This window comes from Acidimicrobiia bacterium (assembly GCA_041394025.1).
Taxonomy (GTDB): Bacteria; Actinomycetota; Acidimicrobiia; order IMCC26256; family JAOSJL01; genus JAOSJL01.
On sequence record JAWKJA010000004.1, the window covers coordinates 271,312 to 294,433 of the forward strand.

21 protein-coding genes and 1 tRNA gene are annotated in these 23,122 nt (G+C 69.4%); 15 read left to right on the top strand and 7 right to left on the bottom strand.

Annotation, left to right across the window (positions count from 1 at the left end; all coding sequences use genetic code 11):
• Window positions 1-8: 8 nt before the first annotated feature.
• Entirely contained in the window at window positions 9-1,190 is a 1,182-nt protein-coding gene (locus tag R3A49_12880; protein MEZ5171619.1) for an acetyl-CoA C-acetyltransferase, read from the bottom strand.
• A gap of 117 nt (window positions 1,191-1,307) precedes the next feature.
• Here R3A49_12880 and ccrA point away from each other — a divergent pair, with 117 nt between their 5' ends.
• From ccrA to R3A49_12930, 10 genes are all read left to right on the top strand, one after another.
• Window positions 1,308-2,657, top strand: a complete 1,350-nt coding sequence (gene ccrA, locus R3A49_12885; GenBank protein MEZ5171620.1) for a crotonyl-CoA carboxylase/reductase — start codon at window positions 1,308-1,310, stop codon at window positions 2,655-2,657.
• A gap of 4 nt (window positions 2,658-2,661) precedes the next feature.
• Window positions 2,662-3,063 (top strand): methylmalonyl-CoA epimerase, encoded by a 402-nt coding sequence (mce, locus tag R3A49_12890; GenBank protein MEZ5171621.1) that lies wholly within the window; start codon window positions 2,662-2,664, stop codon window positions 3,061-3,063.
• A 207-nt stretch (window positions 3,064-3,270) separates the two neighbouring features.
• Window positions 3,271-3,726, top strand: coding sequence for an Hsp20/alpha crystallin family protein (locus tag R3A49_12895; protein ID MEZ5171622.1), 456 nt, complete (start codon window positions 3,271-3,273; stop codon window positions 3,724-3,726).
• Window positions 3,727-3,982: 256 nt separating this feature from the next.
• Complete coding sequence (locus tag R3A49_12900; protein MEZ5171623.1) at window positions 3,983-5,497, top strand: acyl-CoA carboxylase subunit beta; 1,515 nt, start codon at window positions 3,983-3,985, stop codon at window positions 5,495-5,497.
• 2 nt (window positions 5,498-5,499) lie between these two features.
• Window positions 5,500-5,733 carry an acyl-CoA carboxylase epsilon subunit gene (locus R3A49_12905; GenBank protein MEZ5171624.1) on the top strand — a complete coding sequence of 78 codons (234 nt, stop codon included), beginning with the start codon at window positions 5,500-5,502 and terminating at the stop codon, window positions 5,731-5,733.
• Window positions 5,726-6,859 (top strand): metallophosphoesterase, encoded by a 1,134-nt coding sequence (locus R3A49_12910; GenBank protein MEZ5171625.1) that lies wholly within the window; start codon window positions 5,726-5,728, stop codon window positions 6,857-6,859. Before R3A49_12905 ends, R3A49_12910 begins: the two co-directional genes overlap by 8 nt.
• A 106-nt stretch (window positions 6,860-6,965) precedes the next feature.
• Window positions 6,966-8,531 carry an MFS transporter gene (locus R3A49_12915; protein MEZ5171626.1) on the top strand — a complete coding sequence of 522 codons (1,566 nt, stop codon included), beginning with the start codon at window positions 6,966-6,968 and terminating at the stop codon, window positions 8,529-8,531.
• A gap of 12 nt (window positions 8,532-8,543) precedes the next feature.
• On the top strand, window positions 8,544-9,710 hold the full coding sequence (locus R3A49_12920; GenBank protein MEZ5171627.1) for a CoA transferase: 1,167 nt from the start codon (window positions 8,544-8,546) through the stop codon (window positions 9,708-9,710).
• Between the two features lie 213 nt (window positions 9,711-9,923).
• Window positions 9,924-11,735 (top strand): AMP-dependent synthetase/ligase, encoded by a 1,812-nt coding sequence (locus tag R3A49_12925; protein MEZ5171628.1) that lies wholly within the window; start codon window positions 9,924-9,926, stop codon window positions 11,733-11,735.
• Between the two features lie 59 nt (window positions 11,736-11,794).
• Window positions 11,795-12,070, top strand: a complete 276-nt coding sequence (locus tag R3A49_12930) for a hypothetical protein (protein ID MEZ5171629.1) — start codon at window positions 11,795-11,797, stop codon at window positions 12,068-12,070.
• Between the two features lie 6 nt (window positions 12,071-12,076).
• Here the strand turns inward: R3A49_12930 and R3A49_12935 are convergent, their stop codons facing one another.
• The 3 genes from R3A49_12935 to R3A49_12945 form a co-directional block, all read right to left on the bottom strand.
• Window positions 12,077-12,958, bottom strand: a complete 882-nt coding sequence (locus tag R3A49_12935; GenBank protein MEZ5171630.1) for a diguanylate cyclase — start codon at window positions 12,956-12,958, stop codon at window positions 12,077-12,079.
• Window positions 12,959-13,117: 159 nt separating this feature from the next.
• Window positions 13,118-15,082: a protein meaA gene (locus R3A49_12940; protein ID MEZ5171631.1), complete on the bottom strand. Its 1,965-nt coding sequence runs from the start codon at window positions 15,080-15,082 to the stop codon at window positions 13,118-13,120.
• Window positions 15,083-15,133: 51 nt separating this feature from the next.
• Window positions 15,134-15,988 carry a 3-hydroxybutyryl-CoA dehydrogenase gene (locus R3A49_12945; GenBank protein MEZ5171632.1) on the bottom strand — a complete coding sequence of 285 codons (855 nt, stop codon included), beginning with the start codon at window positions 15,986-15,988 and terminating at the stop codon, window positions 15,134-15,136.
• Window positions 15,989-16,088: 100 nt separating this feature from the next.
• Between R3A49_12945 and R3A49_12950 the strand changes: the two genes are divergently transcribed.
• Together R3A49_12950 and R3A49_12955 are read left to right on the top strand one after the other, a co-directional pair.
• On the top strand, window positions 16,089-16,733 hold the full coding sequence (locus R3A49_12950; GenBank protein ID MEZ5171633.1) for a class I SAM-dependent methyltransferase: 645 nt from the start codon (window positions 16,089-16,091) through the stop codon (window positions 16,731-16,733).
• Window positions 16,730-17,422: a Type 1 glutamine amidotransferase-like domain-containing protein gene (locus R3A49_12955; protein MEZ5171634.1), complete on the top strand. Its 693-nt coding sequence runs from the start codon at window positions 16,730-16,732 to the stop codon at window positions 17,420-17,422. The genes R3A49_12950 and R3A49_12955 overlap by 4 nt, the downstream gene beginning before the upstream one ends.
• On the opposite strand, the gene R3A49_12960 is transcribed toward R3A49_12955, so the two are convergent.
• Window positions 17,389-18,213 carry a peptidylprolyl isomerase gene (locus R3A49_12960; GenBank protein MEZ5171635.1) on the bottom strand — a complete coding sequence of 275 codons (825 nt, stop codon included), beginning with the start codon at window positions 18,211-18,213 and terminating at the stop codon, window positions 17,389-17,391. The genes R3A49_12955 and R3A49_12960 overlap by 34 nt on opposite strands.
• Before the next feature lie 88 nt (window positions 18,214-18,301).
• Here R3A49_12960 and R3A49_12965 point away from each other — a divergent pair, with 88 nt between their 5' ends.
• From R3A49_12965 to R3A49_12975, 3 genes are read left to right on the top strand one after another with little or no spacing between them, the layout of a single operon-like run.
• Window positions 18,302-19,531: an aspartate kinase gene (locus R3A49_12965; GenBank protein MEZ5171636.1), complete on the top strand. Its 1,230-nt coding sequence runs from the start codon at window positions 18,302-18,304 to the stop codon at window positions 19,529-19,531.
• 15 nt (window positions 19,532-19,546) lie between these two features.
• Window positions 19,547-20,617 (top strand): aspartate-semialdehyde dehydrogenase, encoded by a 1,071-nt coding sequence (locus R3A49_12970; GenBank protein MEZ5171637.1) that lies wholly within the window; start codon window positions 19,547-19,549, stop codon window positions 20,615-20,617.
• A gap of 54 nt (window positions 20,618-20,671) precedes the next feature.
• Window positions 20,672-22,516: a TIGR03767 family metallophosphoesterase gene (locus R3A49_12975; protein ID MEZ5171638.1), complete on the top strand. Its 1,845-nt coding sequence runs from the start codon at window positions 20,672-20,674 to the stop codon at window positions 22,514-22,516.
• 72 nt (window positions 22,517-22,588) lie between these two features.
• On the opposite strand, the gene R3A49_12980 is transcribed toward R3A49_12975, so the two are convergent.
• Window positions 22,589-22,665: transfer RNA gene (locus R3A49_12980), tRNA-Pro, on the bottom strand.
• Between the two features lie 4 nt (window positions 22,666-22,669).
• A complete protein-coding gene (locus R3A49_12985; GenBank protein MEZ5171639.1) occupies window positions 22,670-23,122 on the bottom strand; it encodes a response regulator in 453 nt (150 codons plus the stop codon).

Below are 23,122 nucleotides of genomic sequence, written 5' to 3' on the forward strand. Positions count from 1 at the left end.
GAGAGCGGCTAGAGGGTGCGCAGGATGGCGGCGTCGCCCTGGCCGCCGCCGCCGCACAGCGCCGCGGCGCCCACACCGCCGCCCCGGCGACGGAGCTCGTTGATGATCGTCATCGCGAGGCGTGCACCCGACATGCCGACGGGGTGACCGAGGGCGATGGCGCCGCCGTTGACGTTCACGATGTCGTCGGACACACCGAGGTCGTCCATCGACGCCAGCCCCACGGCAGCGAACGCCTCGTTGAGCTCGAAGAGGTCGATGTCACCGACGGTCATGTCGACCTTGGCCAGCGCATCCTTGATGGCGCGCGCCGGCTGCGTGAGCAGCGACGGGTCGGGCCCCGCCACCATGCCGTACGACACGAGCTCGGCGATCGGCGTGACACCCAGGTCCTTCGCCTTGTCGGCGCTCATCAGGACCAGCGCACCCGCACCGTCGCTGATCTGCGAGGCGTTGCCCGCGGTGATCGTGCCGTCGTCGGAGAACGCAGGGCGGAGCTTGCCGAGCGAGTCGGGGGTCGTTCCCGGGCGCACACCCTCGTCCTCGGACACGACGACCGGGTCACCCTTGCGCTGCGGGATCTCGACCGACACGATCTCGTCGGCGAAGTGACCCTCCTTGAGGGCCTCCGCGGCGCGCTCGTGGCTCTGCGCCGCGAGCTCGTCCTGGGCCTCACGGCTCACGCCCATCTCGCCGGCGTAGCGCTCCGTGCCGGTACCCATGTGGACGGCGTCGAACGCGCACCACAGACCGTCGTGGATCATCGAGTCGATCAGCTCGCCGTTGCCCATGCGGTAGCCCGCACGCGCCTTGTCGAGCAGGTAGGGGGCCTGGGTCATCGACTCCATACCGCCTGCCACGACCACCTCGGCGTCGCCGCTTCGGATCATCTGGTCGGCGAGGTAGACGGAGTTGAGGCCCGAGAGACAGACCTTGTTGACCGTCATCGCGGGTGTCGACATGGGAATGCCGGCCTTGTCGGCCGCCTGGCGGGCGGTGATCTGGCCCTGGCCGGCCTGGAGGACGTGGCCCATCAGCACGTAGTCGACGTCGTCGGGCGACACGCCCCCGCGCTCGAGGGCGGCCCCGATGGCGTGGCCGCCGAGATCCATGGCGGACAGGGTTGCGAACGCCCCCGAGAGCTTCCCGATGGGGGTGCGGGCGGTCGAGACGATGACGGAGCCGGGCATGAGGATCCTCCGGTGCGGGTCTGCGAAGCGTCCACGAGGTTACCGGCGGGTCACCGGAACCGTCGACTGCGGCGGCGAGTCGTCAGTCGGCTCCGTGCACCGGTAGCGTTCGGCGCCATGAGTTCTGCCATCGACGCCATCAGGAACGCCGTCCTCGAAGGGGCCGACGCCGACACGTTCGCGTCACTCGAGCTCCCCGAGAGCTTCCGCGCCGCCGTCGTGCGTGAGGACGAGCAGGAGATGTTCTCCGACATGGCGTCGGCCGACAAGGACCCGCGCATGTCGGTCCACGTCGACGAGATCCCGCTGCCCGAGCTCGCCCCCGACGAGGCCTACGTGGCCGTCATGGCCAGCTCGATCAATTTCAACACGGTCTGGACGTCGATCTTCGAGCCGCTCCCGACCTTCGGATTCCTGAAGCGCCTCGGCCGCGAGTCGGACTGGGGTGCCCGCCACGACCTGCCCTACCACGTGATGGGCAGCGACGGGTCAGGTGTCGTCCTGCGGACCGGATCGGCTGTTCGCAACTGGAATCCCGGCGACGCCGTCACCATCCACTGCAACTACGTCGACGACCAGGACCCCAGCGCCCACGACGACTCGATGCTGGCCGCCAACCAGCGCATCTGGGGCTTCGAGTCGAACTTCGGCGGTCTGGCCGAGATCGCGGTTGTGAAGGCCAACCAGCTCATGCCGAAGCCGGCGCACCTCACGTGGGAGGAGGCGGCGGTCAACGCGCTGTGCAACTCCACGAGCTACCGCATGCTCGTCAGCCCCAACGGCGCCGACATGGCGCAGGGCCAGACGGTTCTCATCTGGGGCGCGTCGGGCGGGCTGGGCGGCTACGCGTGCCAGTACGTGCTCAACGGCGGGGGGACCCCGGTCGGCGTCGTGTCGTCGTCCGAGAAGGCCGAGCTGCTGAACGACCTCGGCGTCGAGGCCGTGATCGACCGCCGCGCCGAGGGCTACGCCTTCTGGAACGAGGAGGGCGGCCAGGACCCCAAGGAGTGGCTCCGGTTCGGCAAGAAGATCCGTGAGCTCGTCGGCGAGGACCCCGACATCGTGTTCGAGCACCCCGGTCGCCAGACGATGGGCGCGTCGGTGTTCGTGGCCAAGCGCGGTGGGCTCATCATGACGTGCGCCGCCACGTCGGGCTACATGATCGAGTACGACAACCGGTACCTGTGGATGAACCTCAAGTCGATCAAGTCCTCACACTTCGCCAACTACCGCGAGGCGTGGGCCGCCAACAAGCTCATCTGCGAGGGGAAGGTGCACCCGATCCTGTCGGCCACCTACCCCCTCGAGGAGACCGGTGAGGCCGCGTACCAGGTGCACCACAACCTCCACGAGGGCAAGCTCGCTGTGCTCGCGCTGGCACCCGACGAGGGGCTCGGCGTGACCGACACAGGGATGCGGGAGAAGCACATCGATGGCATCACCCTCTTCCAGCGACACGAGGCCTGACACCATGCTCCTTACCGAGATAGACCACGTGGCCATTGCGGTGTCGGACCTCGACGCGGCGGTGGCGTGGTACGCCGACACGTTCGGAGCCGAGGTGGACCACCGCGAGGTCGTGGAGTCCGACGGCGTCGAGGAGGCGCTGCTCAAGGTCGCCGACAGCTACGTGCAGCTCCTCACTCCGACGCGTGACGACTCGCCGGTGGCGAAGTACCTCGAGCGCAAGGGTGAGGGACTGCACCACATCGGCTACCGCGTCGACGACTGCGCCGCTGCTCTGGAGAGCGTGAAGGCTCAGGGCCACGAGGTGATCGACGAGGCGCCCCGGCCGGGCAGCCGCGGCACCACGGTGGCCTTCGTGCACCCCAAGACCGCCTTCGGCACCCTCATCGAGCTCGTCGAGGAGTAGCACCGGGGCCCTCCGGCCCCACAGTCCCCCGGCCCCTGCGGCCGGCTTCGACGCGCCCTCCTGCTGCGTCTCTTGCAGTCGCGCCCTGTTCCAGAAGCCTTACGGTGCATGGCCTACATTCAGACTTGCGTACAATACACTCATGTTTTATACTGGCTGTGCTACCAAGAACGAGCCCGGCCTCGGGTCGGGCGACAAAGGAGAGACATGGCCAACAGGAGAGGAGGTCGCACCATGCTGACCCGCTACGAGCCCTTCGGAGACTTCGACAGGCTGACCGACCGCTTCTTCGGTGACCGGAGCCGCGGAGCGTCGTGGATGCCCATGGACGCCGTACGCCGCGAAGGTCACGTCGAAGTGAGCCTCGACATGCCGGGAGTCGACCGCGATTCCATCGACCTCACCGTCGAGCGCAACGTCCTGACGGTGAGCGCCGAGCGTCACTTCATCGCCCGCGACACCGACGAGGTCCTCGCGAGAGAGCGTCCGGAAGGTTCGTTCTCCCGCCAGGTGCTGCTCGGTGACGCTCTCGACGCCGACGGTGTCGAGGCCAGCTACGACAGCGGGGTCCTGACCGTCAAGATCCCCGTGGCCGAGCAGGCGAAGGCCCGCAAGGTGGAGATCAGCGTCGGCTCCAGCGAGAAGCAGGCCATCGACGCCTGACCCGTCGAGTCCCCCCACCCGGCGAGTCACACGGCCCCGCACGATGCGGGGCCGTGTCGCGCACACGCCCGGGTGTCCGGAGGGTCCGGTGAACCGGCATCGGGCTAGCCTCACCCGCATGGCGGTCGAGGAACCAGCAGCAGAAGACAACGAGGAGAACAACGAGGTTCACGGGGAGGGCTCGGCCGCCGAGGCGGGTGCGCCCGCCGAGCCGGTCCTGCACCCCATCGAGGAGCGCCTCGATGCCCTCGAGGAGATGCGGGAGCAGGCACTCCACGCCGGGAGCGATCGCGCCGTCGCCCGGCAGCACGAGCGGGGCAAGCTGACTGCCCGCGAGCGTCTCGACATCCTGCTCGACCCCGGCTCGTTCGTGGAGCTCGACATGCTCGCCCGCCACCGGGCACACGGGTTCGGAATCGAGAACACGCGCCCGCTCACCGACGGGGTCGTCACCGGCTGGGGCACCATCGACGGCCGCAAGGTCTTCGTGTTCTCGCAGGACTTCACGGTCTTCGGTGGCGCGCTGGGTGAGGTCTTCGCCGAGAAGATCCACAAGGTGATGGACCTCGCCGCGTCGGTGGGTGCTCCGATGATCGGACTCAACGACGGAGCCGGGGCGCGCATCCAGGAAGGTGTCGTCTCGCTCGCGTCCTACGGCGGCATCTTCCACCGCAACGTGCAGGCGTCGGGCGTCGTGCCGCAGATCAGCGTGATTCTCGGCCCGTGTGCCGGCGGTGCTGTCTACTCGCCGGCGATGACCGACTTCATCTTCATGGTCAAGGGAACGTCCCACATGTTCATCACCGGACCCGACGTCGTGAAGACCGTCACCGGTGAGGACGTCACCCAGGAGGAGCTCGGTGGTGCCATGACGCACGCCTCCAAGTCGGGCGTGGCCACGAACGTGTTCGACGACGAGACGTCGTGCCTCGAGAACGTGCGCTACCTCGTGTCGTTCCTGCCGTCCAACAACCTGGAGGATCCGCCGGTCTTCGCTCCCGACGACGATCCCGACCGCGACTGCGAGAACGTCGTGGGCCTCATCCCCGATGCCCCCAACAAGCCCTACGACATGAAAGCGGTCATCGCCGACATCGTCGACGACGGCGACTTCTTCGAGGTGTCACCGTTCTGGGCGATGAACATCGTGTGCGGGTTCGCCCGTCTCGACGGGCATGTGGTCGGCATCGTCGGCAACCAGCCCCAGGTCGCAGCCGGAACGCTCGACATCGAGGCGTCGGAGAAGGCCGCCCGCTTCGTGCGTACGTGCGACGCTTTCAACGTCCCGCTCGTCACCTTCGTCGACGTTCCGGGATTCCTCCCGGGCACCGACCAGGAGTACGGCGGCATCATCCGACACGGCGCCAAGCTCCTCTACGCCTACTGCGAGTCGACGGTCCCGCGTGTGCAGATCATCACGCGCAAGGCCTACGGCGGTGCCTACGTCGTGATGAACTCCAAGTCGATCGGCGCCGACCTCGCCTTCGCGTGGCCCTCGGCGGAGATCGCAGTGATGGGGCCCGACGGGGCGGTGAACATCATCCACCGCCGCGAACTGGCCGACGCCGAGGACCCGGCGGAGCGGCGGGCGGAGCTCGTCGAGGAGTACAGCGAGCGTTTCGCCAACCCCTACAACGCGGCGGAGCGCGGGTACGTCGACGACGTGATCGACCCACGCGAGACGCGCCGTGTCCTCATCCACTCCCTGGAGATGCTGCGGACGAAGAAGGAGCAGCTGCCCTCCCGCAAGCACGGAAACGTCCCGCTGTAGCGATGAGCGAGCCGACGCTGCGGGTCGTGTCGCCCGACGCCACGCCCGACGAGGTCGCGGCGATCACCGCGGCCCTCACGCTGGTTCTCGAGGAGCGGTCGCGCGAGAGGAGGAGTCGCGAGGCCGAGATGCAGAGCATGTGGGTGAGGGCCCCGCGGACCAGTGGGCGGGGCGCGGGTATGACGCGGGGCCCCTGGAGGTTGTCGGGGCGCATCGACCGTCGCTCCCGTGCCTGAGAACGTCACCCACGGCGGCGTCCGCGACGCCGAGCTCTGGAGCGCCGACGTCGACACCGTCACGGTCACGGCCACGACGGACCCCGGCGTCGAGCTGCGCACGCGCGTGGGCGACGACGAGGTCGTCACCACCGGGCCGTTCCACACGGCCGTGCTCGGTGGCCTGACGCCGGGGGCCGAGTACGGCCTCAGCGTCGAGGGCGCCGAGCCCCACCTCTACCTCCCCCCGACCGTCCGCACCCTCGAAACTCCTCCCGGGGCGCTGCTCTCCACCGTGGCCACCGCCAACGACGTCCACTTCGGCGAGACCGAGGCGGGCCTCCTCGGCCAGGACCCGAACGAGCTGGGCCCGGTGTTCCGAAGCGAGCCCGGTGAGGAGCCCTATCCCGACGTCATGAACCGTGCGGCCATCGCGGAGATCGCCGAGCTCGACCCCGACGCGGTCGTCGTCAAGGGCGATCTCACCAACGCCGGCACCCCCGAGGAGTACCGGGCGTTTCTCGACGCGTACGGCGTGCTCGGTGAGCGGATGCACCACGTGCGCGGCAACCACGACGCCATGACCGACCCCGACCTGGGCGCAGGCGACGCCCCGTTCGCCGTCGAGGTCCCGGGGGTCACGCTCGCCGTGCTCGACACGGTGACGCCCGGCGACGACGTCGGGCGTCTCGACGCGTCACAGCTCGACTGGCTGGATGCGCTGGTGGCGGACAGCACGGTGCCGGTCCTCGTCTTCGGTCACCACCACCCGTGGGACCCGTCGTCCGACGAGCGCTCGGACCGCTACTTCGGCATCAACCCCGACGACAGCGAGGCGCTCGTCGCGCTCTTCGGCCGCCGGCGCGCCGTCGCCGGCTACTTCGCCGGCCACACCCACCGCAACCGCGTCCGCCGGTTCCCCGAGGCACGGGAGATCCCGATCGTCGAGGTGGCGTGCGTGAAGGACTACCCGGGCGCGTGGGCCGAGTACCGGATCCACGAGGGGGGCTACACCCAGGTCGTCCGCCGTGTCCGGGCCGCCGACGCCCGCGCCTGGGCGGAGAAGACGCGTGGCATGTTCATGGGCCTCTACCCCGAATACGCCCTCGGCACCCTCGACGACCGCTGCTTCATGCAACGGTTCTGACGGAGACTCCGCCGGCGAAGGGTTCGGCGACCCTCTGTCGTTGACGCCGGCTCTTCGGGGTGGCGGGCTCCGACGCGCGAACCTCGGTGCCGACCCGGAGAGGCCCATGACCCTGGAGAGCACGATCGACCCGACGGTCCACCATCGCCGGTGGGTGATCCTCGGCGTGCTGTGTTTGAGCCTGGTCCTCGTCGTGCTCGGGAACACGACCCTGAATGTCGCGCTCCCCACGCTCGTGCGCGACCTCGACGCCACCAACTCCGAGCTCCAGTGGATCGTCGACGCGTACGGCCTCGTCTTCGGTGGCCTGCTGCTGACGGCAGGGGCGATCGGCGACCGCTTCGGGCGCAAGGGCGCCCTGCAGATCGGGCTCGTCATCTTCGGCCTGGCGTCGGTCATGGGCACCGTCGCCGACCAGCCTGCTCACCTGATCGCCGCGCGCGCGGTGATGGGTGTCGGCGCCGCGTTCGTGATGCCCGCCACATTGTCGATCCTCACGAACGTGTTCCCCGCGAACGAGCGCGGGAAGGCCATCGGGATCTGGGCGGCGTTCGCGGGCGTCGGTGGTGCGACGGGCCCCGTCGTCGGCGGCTGGCTCCTCGAGCACTTCTGGTGGGGATCGCTGTTCTTCATGAACGTCCTCGTCGTCGTCGGCGCGCTCGCCGTCGGTGCCGTTCTGCTCCCGACCTCGCGCGACCCGCACCAGACCCGCCTGGACCCCACCGGCGCGGTCCTGTCGATCGTGGCGCTCGGAGGGCTCCTCTACGGAATCATCGAGGGGCCCGTCCGAGGCTGGACCGACCCGGGCACGCTCGTCGCCTTCGGTGTTGCCCTCGTCGTCGGCGTGGTGTTCGTGTGGTGGGAGCTGCGCGTCGAGAACCCGATGCTCCCGATGCGCCTCTTCCGTGAACGCAGCTTCAGCGTCGGCAGTTCGTCGGTGACGCTGGCGTTCTTCGCCATGTTCGGGTTGATGTTCCTCCTGACGCAGTACCTCCAGTTCGTCCTCGGCTACACACCGCTCGAAGCGGGTGTGCGTACTCTCCCGACCGCGGCGGGGCTCATGATCGCGGCGCCCAACAGCGATCGTCTGGCACGGAGTTTCGGGGCCAACCGCGTCGTCGGCGGCGGCCTCGTGGTGGTGGCTCTCGGGCTCGTCGCACTCTCGTTCTTCGGGACCTCGACGCCGTACTGGGAGCTCGGGCTCCTCCTCTTCTTCCTGGGGCTCGGGATGGGTGCTTCGCAGGCTCCGGCCACGGGCTCGATCATGGCCGCCATGCCTCTCTCCAAGGCTGGTGTCGGATCCGCCGTCAACGACACCTCGCGCGAGGTGGGCGGTGCGATCGGTGTCGCGGTGCTCGGCTCCGCCCTGAGCGCCGCGTACACGTCGAATTTCGACGCCACCGTTCCGGCCGGCGCACCTCCCGAGGCCGTCGACGTCGCCCGCGAGTCGGTGGGGAGTGCACTCGGCGTCGCCGCCCGGGTCGGTGACGCCGCCGCCCCACTGGCCGATGCCGCGCGGCACTCCTTCACCGATGCCATGGGGGTGAGCTTCCTCATCGCCGCCGCCGTCGTCGCATTCGGCGCTGCTGTCGCCTGGCGGAAGCTCCCTCCGGTGAACCACCCACCGGAGCTCGGTCCGACCGGCGATCTCGGCAGCAGCGGCCCCTCATAGGGTCCCGCAGAGATGCAGGCGTTAGAGGGGATCCGGGTCGTCGAGATGGCGACGCTGCTGGCGGCGCCGGGTGCGGCGAAGTACCTCGCTGACTACGGCGCCGATGTCATCAAGGTGGAGCCGCCCGCGGGCGACAGCACGCGCAAGCTCGGGTGGGCGCCAGAGGACGATCCCGACAGCTACCTCTGGAAGTCCTTCGGCCGCAACAAGCGTGCTGTCGTCCTCGACCTGAAGACCGACGACGGCCTCGCCGCGATGCGCGCGCTCGTCGACACGGCGGACGTCCTCGTCGAGAACATGCGCCCCGGCACACTCGATCGCATCGGCCTCGGTCCGGACCTCCTCCACGAGACCAACCCCGGCCTCGTGATCCTTCGCGTGACGGGGTTCGGCCAGACCGGCCCCTACGCCTCGCGCCCGGGCTTCGCCACGCTGGCCGAAGGGATGAGCGGCCTGGCCGCCATCAGCGGTGAGGCCGACGGCGCGCCGCTTCTCCCGCCCATCGCCCTGGCCGACGAGGTGGCGGCTCTCGTGGGCGCGTTCTCCGTCCTCACGGCGCTACGGGCGCGCGACCACACCGGTCGCGGACAGGTCATCGACGTGAGCCTGCTCGAGAGCCTCCTCCAGTGCATGGGACCGCTCCCGTCGGGAGCCGCCGATCGTGGCCTGGAGCAGGAGCGTCTCGGGTCCGGCATCCTCTACACCGTCCCGCGGGGCACGTACCGCTGTGCCGACGGCCGTTGGGTCGCGGTCTCGACGTCGGCCGAGTCGGTGGCCCGACGCGTATTGTCGCTCATCGGCGTCGGCGACGACCCGCGCTTCGCCGACTTCGCCTCGAGGGTCGAGCACCGCGAGGAGCTCGACGAGTTGCTGGGCTCGTGGATCGGCGAGCGTGATCTCGATGCCGTCCTGGAGGCGTTCACCGCGGCGCATGCGGCGATCGCTCCCGTCCTGACGATGACGCAGCTCGTGGAGGACCCTCACGTACGGGAGCGCCGCGCGCTCGTCGAGGTCGACGGGGTCCCGATGACCGCGCCCGTGGCCCGGCTGTCCGACACTCCCGGCGAGATACGCCACGCCGGCCGGCCCCTCGGAGCCGACACGTCGGAGGTGCTCGCCGAACTGGAGGACCCGCCGGAGCAGTCTCCGGACGCGGCACGTCCCGACAGGCGTGGGTAGAGAGCCGGCCTGACGGCCGGGCCCCAACGGCCCCTCGGGACGTACGGCAGCCATTATCCACGATCCAGCATCGGTTTTCCACCAGGGGTGTGGACAAAGTTGTGGAGAACCCCGGCCCCGTGGGGCCGCCGGCTGCCCCGGGCGAGCCGGCGCCGCTCTGCACGGCACGGCCGTCCTTGCTACACATAGGGAACTGCGACCGGAGGGGACCCGATGCCGACCGTCACGAGTGAAGACCTGGACAGGATCGTGGAGGGGCGCACCGTCCCACGCCTGCTCCGCGAGACGGTCGACTCCCATGGCGACCGTGCGGCACTGCGCTGGAAGGACGGCGACGCATGGGCCGAGTGGACGTGGTCCGACTACGCCCGGAGGGCCACCGCCGTTGCCGCCGCCCTCGGTGAGCTCGGCGTGGGCCGGGGTGACCGGGTCACCATCATGCTGACGAACCGGCCCGAGTTCCACGTTGCCGACATGGCCGTCCTCCTGTGCGGCGCCACACCGGTCTCCATCTACAACTCGTCGTCGCCCGAGCAGATCCAGTACCTGGTTTCCCACTGCGAGGCGGGTGTCGCCCTCGTGGAAAACGTGGAGTTCCTCGAGCGGTTCGCGAAGGTGCGCGACGACCTGCCGGCGCTCCGGCACATCGGCGTCGTCGACGACCCCGACGGCCTTGCTCCCGACGAGGTCCACCGGTGGGACTCGATGCTCGACGCGTCGGCAGTCGATCTCGACGCGTCGTCCGGGATCGCGCGGCCCGACGACCTCGCGACGGTGATCTACACGTCGGGCACGACCGGCCCGCCCAAGGGCGTGATGATCGACCACGCCAACGTGGCGTGGACCGTCGAGAGCCTGGAGCGGGCGATGCCCCTCGAGCGCTTCGACGGCCGGCGCCTGGTGTCGTACCTGCCGATGGCCCACATCGCTGAGCGGATGGTGTCCCACTACATGGGAGTACAACTCGGCTACGAGGTCACGAGCTGTCCCGTGGCGTCCGACCTCGCGGGGTACATGCCGCACGTTCGCCCCGAGATCTTCTTCGCCGTGCCGCGTGTCTGGGAGAAGTTCCAGGCAGGCGTGAACGCCGTGCTCGGCGCCGATCCCGAGAAGGCCGCAGGGTTCGAGGCGTCCCGCGGCGTGGGCCTGAAAGCCGCTCTCGCTCGGGCCAACGGCGAGGAGCTACCCGCCGATCTGGCCGGTGCCTACGAGCAGGCCGAGGAGCAGGCGCTCCGACCCGTGCGCGAGCTCCTCGGTCTCGACCAGGTCGTCGCCGGGATCACCGCGGCAGCGCCGATCACCGTCGACACGCTGGAGTTCTTCCTCGGCCTCGGCGTCCCGATCTCCGAGCTCTACGGCATGTCGGAGTCGACGGGCCCGATGACATGGGAGTCGCGGCGCGTGAAGCCCGGCACGGTCGGCCCGGCGATCCCGGGCTGCGAGGTGGCGCTGGCCGACGACGGTGAGGTGATCTGCCGTGGCGGCAACGTGTTCCGCGGCTATCTGAACGACCCCGAGAAGACGGCCGAGACTCTCGACAGCGAGGGGTGGCTGCACTCGGGCGACATCGGTGAGTTCGACGACGACGGCTACCTCAGCATCGTCGACCGCAAGAAGGAGCTCATCATCACCGCCGGCGGGAAGAACATCTCACCGGCCAACCTCGAGGCGGCGCTCAAGTCCGTCGACCTCATCGGCCAGGCGTGTGCCATCGGCGACCAGCGGAAGTTCGTGAGTGCTCTGCTCGTGCTCGACCAGGAGTACCTGCCGGTGTGGGCCGCACAGCACGGCCTCGACACGACCGATCCTGCCGAGCTGCGCACTCATCCCGAGGTGCTCGCGGCCGTGGAGGCCGGCGTGCAGGAGGCGATGGCCGACTTCAACAACGCCGAGCGTGTGAAGAAGTGGACGATCCTCCCCGAGGAGTGGATGCCCGACTCCGTGGAGCTCACGCCCACGATGAAGCTGAAGCGCCGTGGGATCCACGAGAAGTACGCCGAGGAGATCGAGGCGCTCTATTCGTGACGCTCCGCTCCCGGGGCTAGCGTCCCTGCCACGTTCGAGAAAACGGACAAGGAGTGATCATGCCTCAGGAAACGGATTCCAGCGGCGGTTTCGACGAGCAGATCCTCGAGCTCGTGCGCAAGACGCAGCAGGCGATCGTCGACGCGGGCCGCAAGCTCGCGAAGGCCGGGTCCGATGCCGCCGAGAAGGTCGCACCCGACGCGACGTCCGAGGTGACGAAGCTCGTCGATTCCGCCTTCGACTTCACCGAGAAGGTCCTCGAAAGCCAGCGCGAGTTCGCGCGAGAGGCGATCGAGGCCGCGACCAAGCGGTCGGGGAAGGAAGGCGCTGCCTAGCCTGCGTCAGGACTCGGCGATCTGGGTGTTCGAGTGCCCGGCCGTCCTGGCCGACTGGAGCGCGCGCCCGGCAGCCGACACCAGCTCGACGGGCTCGAGCGCGTGCGTGGGATAGCAGGCCACTCCGGCAGCGATGTCGGCGGGTAGGCCCGTCGGCTCCTGACGTAGCCGGGCGCGAACGCGTTCCACGGCCCACACGGCGCCGTGCTCTGTGGCACCGTTGAGGATCGTGGCCAGCATCTGGTCGTTCACACGGGCCACCGTGTCGCACTCCCGAACCGTGTCGAGCACGACCCCGGAGAGCGCGTCGAGCTCGTCGCCGTTGCGCACGTCGTCACTGCGGGCGTGGTTCCACGCGTCGCTGGTGTCGTCGCGGTCGAATGCGAACACGACGACACTCAACGGGTGGAGCGTCCTGCGCGCCGATGCCACCGCCTGATGCAACAGTGTTCCGAACGCCTCCTCGCCCACGATGCCGGGGCCGTCGTGGGCCCGCTCGGCGGTCGCCGCCGGGGCGACCTCAGGGTGTGGGGGCTTCGAGAGGCTGGGATGGTTGGGGGACGGGGAGCCCGGAGACCCTCCGACCACCGTCCGTCCAGGGTGCTCGGCGCGCCTCGCGCGCTCGTTGGCGGAGGCGGCGCGCTCCGACAGGAGCGTGGAGAGAGCATCGACCTCCCCTCGGAGCCGCGTCGCCTCCGACTCCTCGGCCCGCAGGCGGTCGTCGCTGTCCCGCAGCTTCACGGCCAGGGCAGCGGCCGCCACGCCGGTGAAGAGGCCGCAGACGCCGGCGGCGATCGCCAGGAGCGACCCGTCGACGACGAGCCCGGCGACACCGGCCCCGAGGGCCGCGAGCGCGCCCACGACAGAGACGACCAGACGCCGATCCACACTAGATATTCGGCCCGACTCAGGCGTTCTTGAACTATCCCGCCAACACCAGACGAAGGCGAGGGATTGCGGCGCAGGTGTCCTGCGTCGCCCGAGCCGGGGCCCGAGCGGCCTGGCGCCGAAGGCGCCGAGAGCGGGAGGAAAGAGCAGGAGCCCGCGCTAGCGGGCGAGCGCCAGTTCGGCCATCTCGCCGACGATGTCGCCGAGGCGGAAGTCCTTGGGGGTGTAGACGGCTGCCACGCCGGCCTCGCGGAGCTTCACCTGGTCGGCCTCGGGGATGATCCCGCCCACCACGACCGGGGCGTCGACGCCCTCCTCGCGGAGAAGCCGCAGGGTCTCGGGAACGAGGTCGAGGTGCGATCCCGACAGGATCGAGAGCCCGACGAGGTCGACGTCCTCGTCGCGGGCGGCGGCCGCGATCTGGGCCGGGGAGAGACGGATCCCCTGGTAGACGACCTCCATGCCCGCGTCGCGGGCCGCCACGGCGATCTGCTCGGCACCGTTGCTGTGGCCGTCGAGGCCCGGCTTGCCCACCAGGATCCGCACCGGGGCGCCGCGGTCGCCTGCGGCGGCACGGACGCGCTCGCGGACCCGGAGGATCGAGTCGACGGCACTCGCTGACACGGCACCGACGCCGGTCGGGGCGCGGTACTCCCCGAAGACCTCGCGCAGGGCCGCCGACCACTCGCCGACGGTTCCCCCGGCGCGTGCCAGGTCGATCGAGGCCGGAAAGAGGTTCTCGTCGGTCTCGGCGACGGTTCGCACACGGTCGATCGCCTTCACCACGGCGGAGTCGTCACGTTCGGCCCGCCACTTCTCGATGGCCTCGACCTGCTCACGCTCGGCGGCCGGGTCGACCACGAGGTGGGCGGCCTCGGGGTCCTCCTCGAAGCCCCGGGTGAGCGGCGACGGCGCCGTCTCGGTGAACCGGTTGACACCGACCACGTCGATGTCGCCCGCCTCGATGCTTCGCACCCGCTGCGCGTGTGATGCCACGAGCTCCGCCTTGAGCTGGTCGATCATGGCGAAGGCGCCGCCACCCTCGATGATGCGGTCGAGCTCGGAGCGCGCACTCGTGACGAGGTCGCGGGTGGTGTCCTCGATCACCGTGGAGCCCTCGAAGATGTCGTCGTACTCCAGGAGGTCGGTCTCGTAGGCGAGGACCTGCTGGATCCGCAGCGACCACTGCTGGTCCCACGGGCGGGGCAGACCCAGGGCCTCGTTCCACGCCGGGAGCTGGATAGCCCGTGCGCGTGCGTCCCTGGACAGGGTGACGCCGAGCATCTCGAGCACGATGCGCTGGATGTTGTTCTCCGGCTGCGCCTCGGTGAGCCCGAGGGAGTTCACCTGAACGCCGTAGCGGAATCGCCGGGCCTTCGGGTCGTCCACGCCGTAGCGGTCGCGGGTGATGTCGTCCCACATCTGTGTGAAGGCCCGCATCTTGCAGACCTCCTCGACGAAGCGGATCCCGGCGTTCACGAAGAACGAGATGCGTGACACGACGGTGGGGAACTGGTCGGCAGGCACCTGCCCGGAGTCTCGCACGGCGTCGAGGACGTCGACGGCGTTCGCGAGCGCGAAGGCGATCTCCTGGACGGGCGTGGCCCCGGCCTCCTGGAGGTGGTACGAGCAGACGTTGATCGGGTTCCAACGCGGGATCTCGCGGACCGCGTAGGTGATGAGGTCGACCGTGAGGCGCCGGGAGTGCTCGGGCCCGAAGATGTGGGTTCCCCGCGACAGGTACTCCTTCATGATGTCGTTCTGTGTCGTTCCCGCCAGCGCCGTGCGGGGCGTGCCGCGCTCGTCGGCCAAAGCCGCGTACATGCTCAACAGCCACATCGCCGTGGCGTTGATCGTCATCGACGTGTTCATCTCGTCGAGCGGGAGGTCCTCGAAGAGAGCACGCATCTCGCCGAGGTCGGGGACGGGCACACCCACCTTGCCGACCTCGCCGCGTGCCATCGGGTCGTCGGGGTCGTAGCCGGTCTGGGTGGGGAGGTCGAAGGCCACCGACAGGCCGGTCTGGCCCTTCGAGAGGTTCGTGCGGTAGAGCTCGTTCGACGCCTCGGCGGAGGTGTGGCCCGAGTACGTCCGCATCACCCAGGGGCGTTTGCGCTCGGTCATGTTCCCATTGTCCCGCATGGCGTGCCGGCCGGCCCACCCGGCCGGACGCGGCTACTTCTTGTAGCTGTAGAAGCCCTCGCCGCTCTTGCGGCCGAGGCGCTCCGCACTGACCATCCGCTTGAGCAGCGGAGCCGGGGCGTAGTTGTGGTCCTTGAACTCGTCGTAGAGCGCCTCGATGATCGACAGGCTCGTGTCGAGACCGACCAGGTCGAGCAGCTCCAGTGGGCCCATCGGGAAGTTGCAGCCACCCTTCATCGCCGTGTCGATGTCGTCCCGGTTGGCCAGACCGCTGTCGAGCATCTGCACGGCGTTGTTCAGGTACGGGAACAGGAGAGCGTTCACGATGAAACCCGCCTGGTCCTTCACGGCGACGGGGCTCTTGCCGCAGGACTCGGCGAACTCGTGGACCGTCGACGCCGTCTCCTCGCTCGTCGTGATGGCCGAGACGACCTCGACGAGAGGCATCATCGGCGCCGGGTTGAAGAAGTGGATTCCACAGACGCGCTCGGGGTTCCCTGTCTGCATGGCCATCTCGACCACCGGAAGGGTCGAGGTGTTGGTCGCCAGGATGGCGTCGTCGCGACAGACGCGGTCGAGGTCGTCGAAGAGCTGGCGTTTCGTGGGGAGGTCCTCCACGATCGACTCGATGACGAGGTCGCAGTCGGCGAGCTCGCCGAGGTCGCTCACGGCGCTGACACGGTCGAGAACGGCCGATTTCTCGGAGTCGTCGAGCTTGCCCTTGTCGACCTGGCGGGTGAGTGACTTCTCGAGCTTGGCAACGGTGCCGTCGGCGGTCTCCTGCGCGCGGCTGCGCAGGACGACCTCGTAGCCCGCCTTGGCGGTCACCTCGACGATCCCGGATCCCATGATGCCGGACCCCACGACACCGACTCGCTTGACCGTCATGCCCCTACCTCCGCTCGCGAACGGGCCGAGGCTACCGGCCGGTAACAGCACGGCTCCATACGGGCCCCTCGGCTTCGGATTCGCTTAGAGTGCGCCTGCGATGTTCGGGAACCTCCACCACAAGCTCTTCGCCGCCATCTACGACCCGGTGCAGGCGGCGGGCGAGCGCACCTGGCTCGGGGCCGCACGTGCCGACCTGCTCGGTGACATCGGCGGGACCGTGGCCGAGATCGGAGGTGGGACGGGCGCCAACCTCCCCCACTACCGCCGCGCCGACCGGGTCGTGATCGGTGAGCCCGACGACGAGATGCGCGCCCGGCTCAGCGACAAGCTCGGTCGCGCGCGCGTCCCGGTCGAGATGTCGGCCAACCCTGCCGACGCCATCGACGCACCCGATGACTCCTTCGACGCCGTCGTGTCGACACTCGTGCTGTGCACTGTTCCCGACCCGTCCGCGGTGTTCGCCGAGGCACGGCGTGTTCTACGTCCCGGCGGCCGGCTGTACTTCCTCGAGCACGTTCGAGGCGACGATGGCTCGGTGATCCGCAGGAAGGAACGGATCGATCCGTTCTGGTCGTGGCTGTCCCTGGGCTGTCACGTCACCCGCGACACGGTCGGCATGTTGGAGTCCGAGGGCTGGACCGTCGAGGTCCGACGCGAGTTCGGTCCGTCCAAGCTGCCCGCATTCCTCAAGCCGTTCGTACTGGGTGTTGCGACACCGCCCAGTACTGAGGTGTCGTCATGAGCCCCCGCGGAACGCTCGCGCTCGTGGGTGGCCACGAATGGGAGGACGGCTGCTCCGAGTTCGACGCGGCGCTGCTCGAAACCTCGGGTGCCCGGGAGGTGGTCGTCATCCCCACCGCGGCCGCCTTCGAGGACCCCGGCGCCACGGTCGCCGCCGCGTCGGCCTACTTCGAGAGTCTGGGGGCATCGGTGCGGTCAATCGACGTACTCCACCGTCGAGACGCCGACGACGGCGAAGCCGCCCGGATCGTCGGCGATGCGGCTTTCGTCTACCTCACGAGCGGCTCTCCCATGCATCTCCGCTCGGTTCTCATGCACTCACCGCTCTACGACGCGATCGTCACGTCCCACAACGGCGGTGCCGTCCTCGCCGCGTCGGGGGCCGGGGGCCGGGTGCTGTGCGACCCGATGGTCGACCCGCGCGGGGGTGCCTACACGGTCGGGCTCGGTCTGGTCGAGGGGATGGCGTTCCTGCCGTTCCACGACACGGCCCCGGAGCACCTCGTCGAACGGTCCGTCGACCTCCTGCCGCCCGATGCGGTCCTCGCCGGTGTCGACGGGCGCACCGCGCTGCTGCGCGACGCCCTCGGCACGTGGCGGGTCGCCGGCGCGGGATCCGTCCACCTCTACTCCGAGGGAGACGTGCAGACCTTCGCTCAGGCTTCGGTGATCGACACGCTGAAGATGTAGAGGGGCTCCGTCGCCGCTCCGCTCGGGTCGGCCGGGTTGTTGAACGTCTCCAGGTCGCGTGCCACGTCGAGGCCCTCCGTGACCGTCGCGAAGCGGGCGTACTCATTGGGCAGCGGCGCCTCTCCGTCGGCAGTCACGATGAAGAACTGGGAGCCGAACGACCCGTTCGGTGTGGTTTCCGTCTTGGCGGCGGCGACCGATCCCTCCGGGTAGCCGTCGGTGGGGACCTCACCGGCCACCTCGTAGCCCGGACCGCCACCACCGGTTCCTTCGGGGTCGCCTCCCTGGATCACGAAGCTGTCCACGACGCGGTGCCAGGTCGTCCCGTCGTAGAAGCCCTCGCGTGCCAGGAACACGAAGTTGTTCGTGGCCACCGGCGCACTGGCGGCGTCGAGCTCGAGGGTGATCTCACCGCACGTCGTGTCGAGAACCGCCGTGTAGGTCTTCGCCGGGTCGATCGTCATGGGCGGCTCGGCATCGTAGGTCTTCGCCGTGTTCTCGGTGTCGGGCGTGCGCGACAGGTCGCAGTTCTCGGGGCGCGCCAGCGACTCGGGGTCGTTCTCGAGGAGGTCGTCGAGTGACGTGGGCTCCGTGGCCCGTGCAGCGTCGCCGCTGTCGTCGCCGGTGAGCGCCATGAACCCCACGACACCTGCACCCACGACCAGGGCGACGACCAGGGCCCAGACGAGGATGCGCCGTCGCCGCGCCCGCCGGTAGATGGCGATGCGCTCCTCACGGGCTGCTGCGTGCCCCTGCTTCTGCCGTGCGCGCTTGTCGGCAGTCGAGCTCATGGTGCGTGAGCGTAACCAACGCCGGCCGGCCGCCCGGTGCGCGGAACGCTCGGAGCACGCCGATGCGACCCTTGTAGAATCGGGCGTCGTGAGCCTCGTGGTGCAGAAGTACGGAGGCACCTCGGTCGCGGACCCCTCCCGCATCCGCGAGGTGGCCGATCACATCGTCCGGACGCGCGAGTCCGGCAGCGATGTCGTCGTCGTCGTCTCGGCCATGGGCGGAACGACCGACGACCTCGTCACACTCGCCCACGAGGTGTCGCCGATTCCCCATGCCCGCGAGTACGACATGCTCCTCACCGCGGGTGAGCGGATCTCGATGGCTCTGCTCTGCATGGCGATCCACGATCGCGGGGCCCCGTCGTTGTCGTTCACGGGCTCGCAGGCAGGCATCGTCACCGACACGTCGCACGGTCGTGCGCGCATCGTCGACATCCGCGACGACCGCATCCAGGAGGCACTCGGCGAGGGAAACGTCGTCGTCGTGGCCGGCTTCCAGGGCGTGTCGACGTCTCGCGACATCACGACGCTCGGTCGCGGGGGCTCCGACACGACGGCTGTGGCGTTGGCTGCGTCACTCGGCGCGGAGGCCGCGGAGATCTACACCGACGTCGAAGGGGTGTTCACCGCCGACCCTCGTGTCGTCCCCTCGGCGCGCCGGCTCGAGCGCCTGTCCTACGAGGAGATGCTCGACATGGCCGCCACCGGGAGCCGCGTCCTGGCGCTGCGCTCGGTCGAGGTCGCCCGCAACCACGACGTCCCGATCCATGTCCGCTCGAGCTTCAGCTGGAGACCGGGCACGTGGGTCGCCAAGGAGGATCCCACCATGGAGCAGGCCATCATCTCGGGGGTCACCCACGACCTGAGCGAGGCCAAGGTCACGATCGCCGGAGTTCCCGACCGGCCGGGAGTCGCCGCCACCGTGTTCCGGTCGCTCGCCGACGGCGAGGTCAACGTCGACATGATCGAGCAGAACGTGTCGTCGGGGGGCGTGACCGACATCTCGTTCACCGTCCCCCGCGACGATCTCGACCGTGCCCGGAAGGTCATGGCCGACGTGAAGGCCGAGGTGGGCGCGTCTTCGGTCGACGACGACGAGGCCATTGCCCGCATCTCACTCATCGGTGCCGGCATGAAGACCAATCCCGGGGTCGCCGCCGAAATGTTCGAGACCCTGGCCGCCGAAGGTGTCAACATCGAGATGATCTCGACGTCGTCGATCCGGATCTCGTGTGTGGTGGCCGAAAACGATGCCCACCGGTCTGTGCGGGCACTGCACACGGCGTTCGGCCTCGACGACGACCGGCAGGACAGCTGACACCCGGGTGGCACGATGACCGACCACACCAGTGGGCCCACGGAGGCCGGATTCCGCGTCGGTGTCATCGGCGCCACGGGCCTCGTCGGCACAGAGATCCTCCGGATCCTCGACGACAGAGCGTTTCCCGTCTCGGAGCTCCGTCCCTTCGCGTCCCCGCGCTCGGTTGGGCGACGACTCCCCTTCCGGGGCGGCGAGGTCGAGGTCGTGGCGCTCGGCGACGGCTGCTTCGACGGGCTCGATCTGGTCGTGGTCGACGTCGACGACCCGTTGGCCGAGGAGTGGGCCCCCGTGGCAGCGGCAGCGGGTGCCCGTGTCATCGACAACTCCGCGGCGTTCCGGATGGACCCCGACGTGCCTCTCGTGATCGCCGGCGTCAACGACGATGCCCTGTCCAGGATGCCGAAGGGCATCGCGTCGTGCCCGAACTGCACGACAGCCGTGCTGGTGGCGGCCCTGGCCCCGTTGCACCGGGCGGCGCGGATCCGTCGCCTCATCGTCTCCACCTACCAGTCGGTGTCGGGCGCCGGGCAGCCCGGTGTCGACGAGCTCGACAACCAGTGGTCGAAGGGCGCGGGCGGCACCGGGGCCCTGGCCCGGGCCGGCCGGGAGGGATCCCTCGACCCGGGTTCCGTGTGGGACCGCCCGATCGCGGGCAACGTGATCCCGGTGGCGGGCTCGGTGGGCAACGAGGGCTTCACGTCCGAGGAGTGGAAGCTCGTGCGGGAGACGCGCAAGATCCTCGGCGACGACGAGATCGCCGTGAGCGCCACCTGCGTGCGGGTCCCCGTGTTCGTCGGTCACGCCATGACCGCCAACGTGGAGTTCGAGCGCCCGGTCGAGGTGACCGAGGCGGCCGGGCTCCTCCGCGACGTTCCGGGTGTCGTCTTCGTCGAGGAGGGCGAGGCCGCCCCCACACCGCTCGACTCGGCGGGCATCGACCCCGTTCTCGTCGGCCGTCTGCGCGGCGACCCGTCCCGGCCGGGGGCCCTCAACCTGTGGGTGGCCGGCGACAACCTCCGCATCGGTGCGGCACTCAACGCGGTGAGGATCGCCGAGCAGCTCGTCGCGCACCAGACCTCGTAGTGCTCGACGGCGACAGCGTCGCCGGGTGAGGGACGGCGTGCCAGACTGCCCCGCATGGCTCTGACTCGTCGCCAGTTCCTCGGTGTCGTGGGCGTCGTGGCCGCCGCCGCGGCGTACCCCACCTACCGACTGATCGACGACGGCCTCGACGACGAGTCGACGGTCGACCCGGCGGAGTTGCCCACGACGCTCCTGTCGACGATCGCCCTCTCGGCGGGAACCGGCTACCGGAAGCTGGTGAGCGGCCCGGGTGAGCCGTTCCTCGTGCGCGACGATCTGGGCACCACGGCCCGCGCCGAGCGGACCGACAGCCGCCGGTCGATCCTCTTCTTCGGCCAGTTCACCGACACGCACCTGATCGACGCCCAGACGCCCGCTCGTGTGGAGTGGACCTTCGACCCGGAGAAGGGGAGCCCGACGGGGGCGACGCGCGCCCAGGACACGCTCACCGTGGCCGTGCTCGACCAGATGGTGCGCGCCATGAACGCCGTGCCCGAGAGCCCCGTCACAAGCGCTCCGATGGCCGTGGCCGTGGTCACCGGCGACAACACCGATGGCAAGGCCGGCAGTGAGCTGCGCTGGTACATCGACGTCCTCGACGGGAAGTCGGTCACGCCCAATACGGGCGCCGTGGGGGAGTACGAAGGGGTCCAGGCCTGGGAGGAGGCGACGTACGCGTGGCACCCCGACGACCCCTCCGAGGACGCCTGGGGTGTGCACGGGTATCCCGCCTACGAGGGACTCCTGACCGCCGCGGTGTCCACGGCGGTCGACTCGCCGGGGCTCTCGGTGCCGTGGCTCGCCGTGTCGGGCAACCACGACGCCGACTGGCAGGGCAACTTCCGCTTCTCCGACGTCACGGCCGACTACTCCACGGGTGACCTCAAGCTCTCGCAGTCCAACGCCTTCGGCGGCTCGCTGCTGGCGTCGCTGCTGCCCGAGGGCAGCGACCTCTCCCCCATCGCCGAGAAGGAGCTTCGGGACCTGACGGAGGGTGACGGGGTGCACACGGTGACCGCCGACGACTCCCGCAGGATCTACACCGTGAAGGAGTTCGTCGACGCCCACCTCGACTCGCCCGACGACCCCGGCCCCGCAGGGCACGGCTTCACCCGGGAGAACAGCGACAACGAGACGGCCTTCTGGTCGCGCGACCAGGGACCCATGGTCCACTTCATCGGGCTCGACACCAACAACCACTACTTCGGCGCCAACGGGAGCCTGCCGGCCGACCAGTACGAGTGGCTCGTCGGTGAGCTGACGGCCAACTCGTCGCGCTACTACGACGAGTCGGGTGCCGAGCAGGGAACCGACGCCGACGACCGGCTGATCGTCGTGATCAGCCACCACACGTCGTTCACGATGGACAACACCGTGCAGGACCCCTCGAAGCCGGAGCAGAAGCTCTACACGGGTGACGACCTCGTGGAGCTCTTCGGCCGCTACCCGAACATGATCGCCTGGGTGAACGGCCACACCCACGCCAACACGATCCTCCCGCACACGAGCAAGCACGGGAACAACGCGGGCTTCTGGGAGATCAACTCCGCGAGCTGCATCGACTACGCGCAGCAGCAGAGGCTGATCGACGTCGTCGACAACCGGGACGGCACACTCTCGATCTTCACGATCGTCCTCGATCACGCCGCACCGCCGTCCACGGAGGGCACCGACTACACCGTCTCGCGAATGGCCTCCATCTCCCGAGAGCTCGCCGCCAACCAGTGGTTCGACGACCCCCAGGCCAAGCTCGGCAAGGCGGAGGACCGCAACACCGAACTCCTCCTCGAGGCGCCCTTCGACCTGTCCGGCCTGGAAGATGACGAACTCGCCCTCGAGACGCTCGCGACGCGCGCCCGCCTGCTCATCCCACGGCGACGCCTGCTCGTGGGCGCGTAGGCCGGACGGTCACGACCGGCCCACCGTCACACGTTCGACCGCTGCCGGCCGAACGGTCATTGATGAGGTTCCTGGTCGGGACGGCGGGATTTGAACCCGCGACCTCATCGTCCCGAACGATGCGCGCTGCCAAGCTGCGCCACGTCCCGATGGTCAGGAAATCGTAGTCGACCCCCCGGTGCCCTCCCGGGCCGACACGCTCTCGGGGTGGGGGTGCTCCCACTCCTCGAGCACCTCGGCGGCGGTTCGGCGCAGCGTCATCGCGTCGACGGGCTTGAGGAGCGCCGCACTCGCCTCCGTGCGCCGCGCCAGGAACCGGTCGGCCTCACGGTCGAGAAGGAGCACGATCGGCGCCGGGTCGAGTCGCCACGCCGCGGCCTCCAGGTTCAGGTCGAGCGCCACCGCGACCCCTCCCATGGTGCCGATCTGCATGTCGAGGATCACGAGGTCGGGGCTCCGTCCAGCCACGATGTCGCGCACCTGCCGGCCGGACGTGGCCTCGATCACCTCGTGGCCGGGCCCGACGAAGGCCAGGCGCACCTGGTCGCGGATCCACGCTCCGTCGGACGCCACGAGAACGGTGAGCTGGTCGGGGAGAGTCGCCAT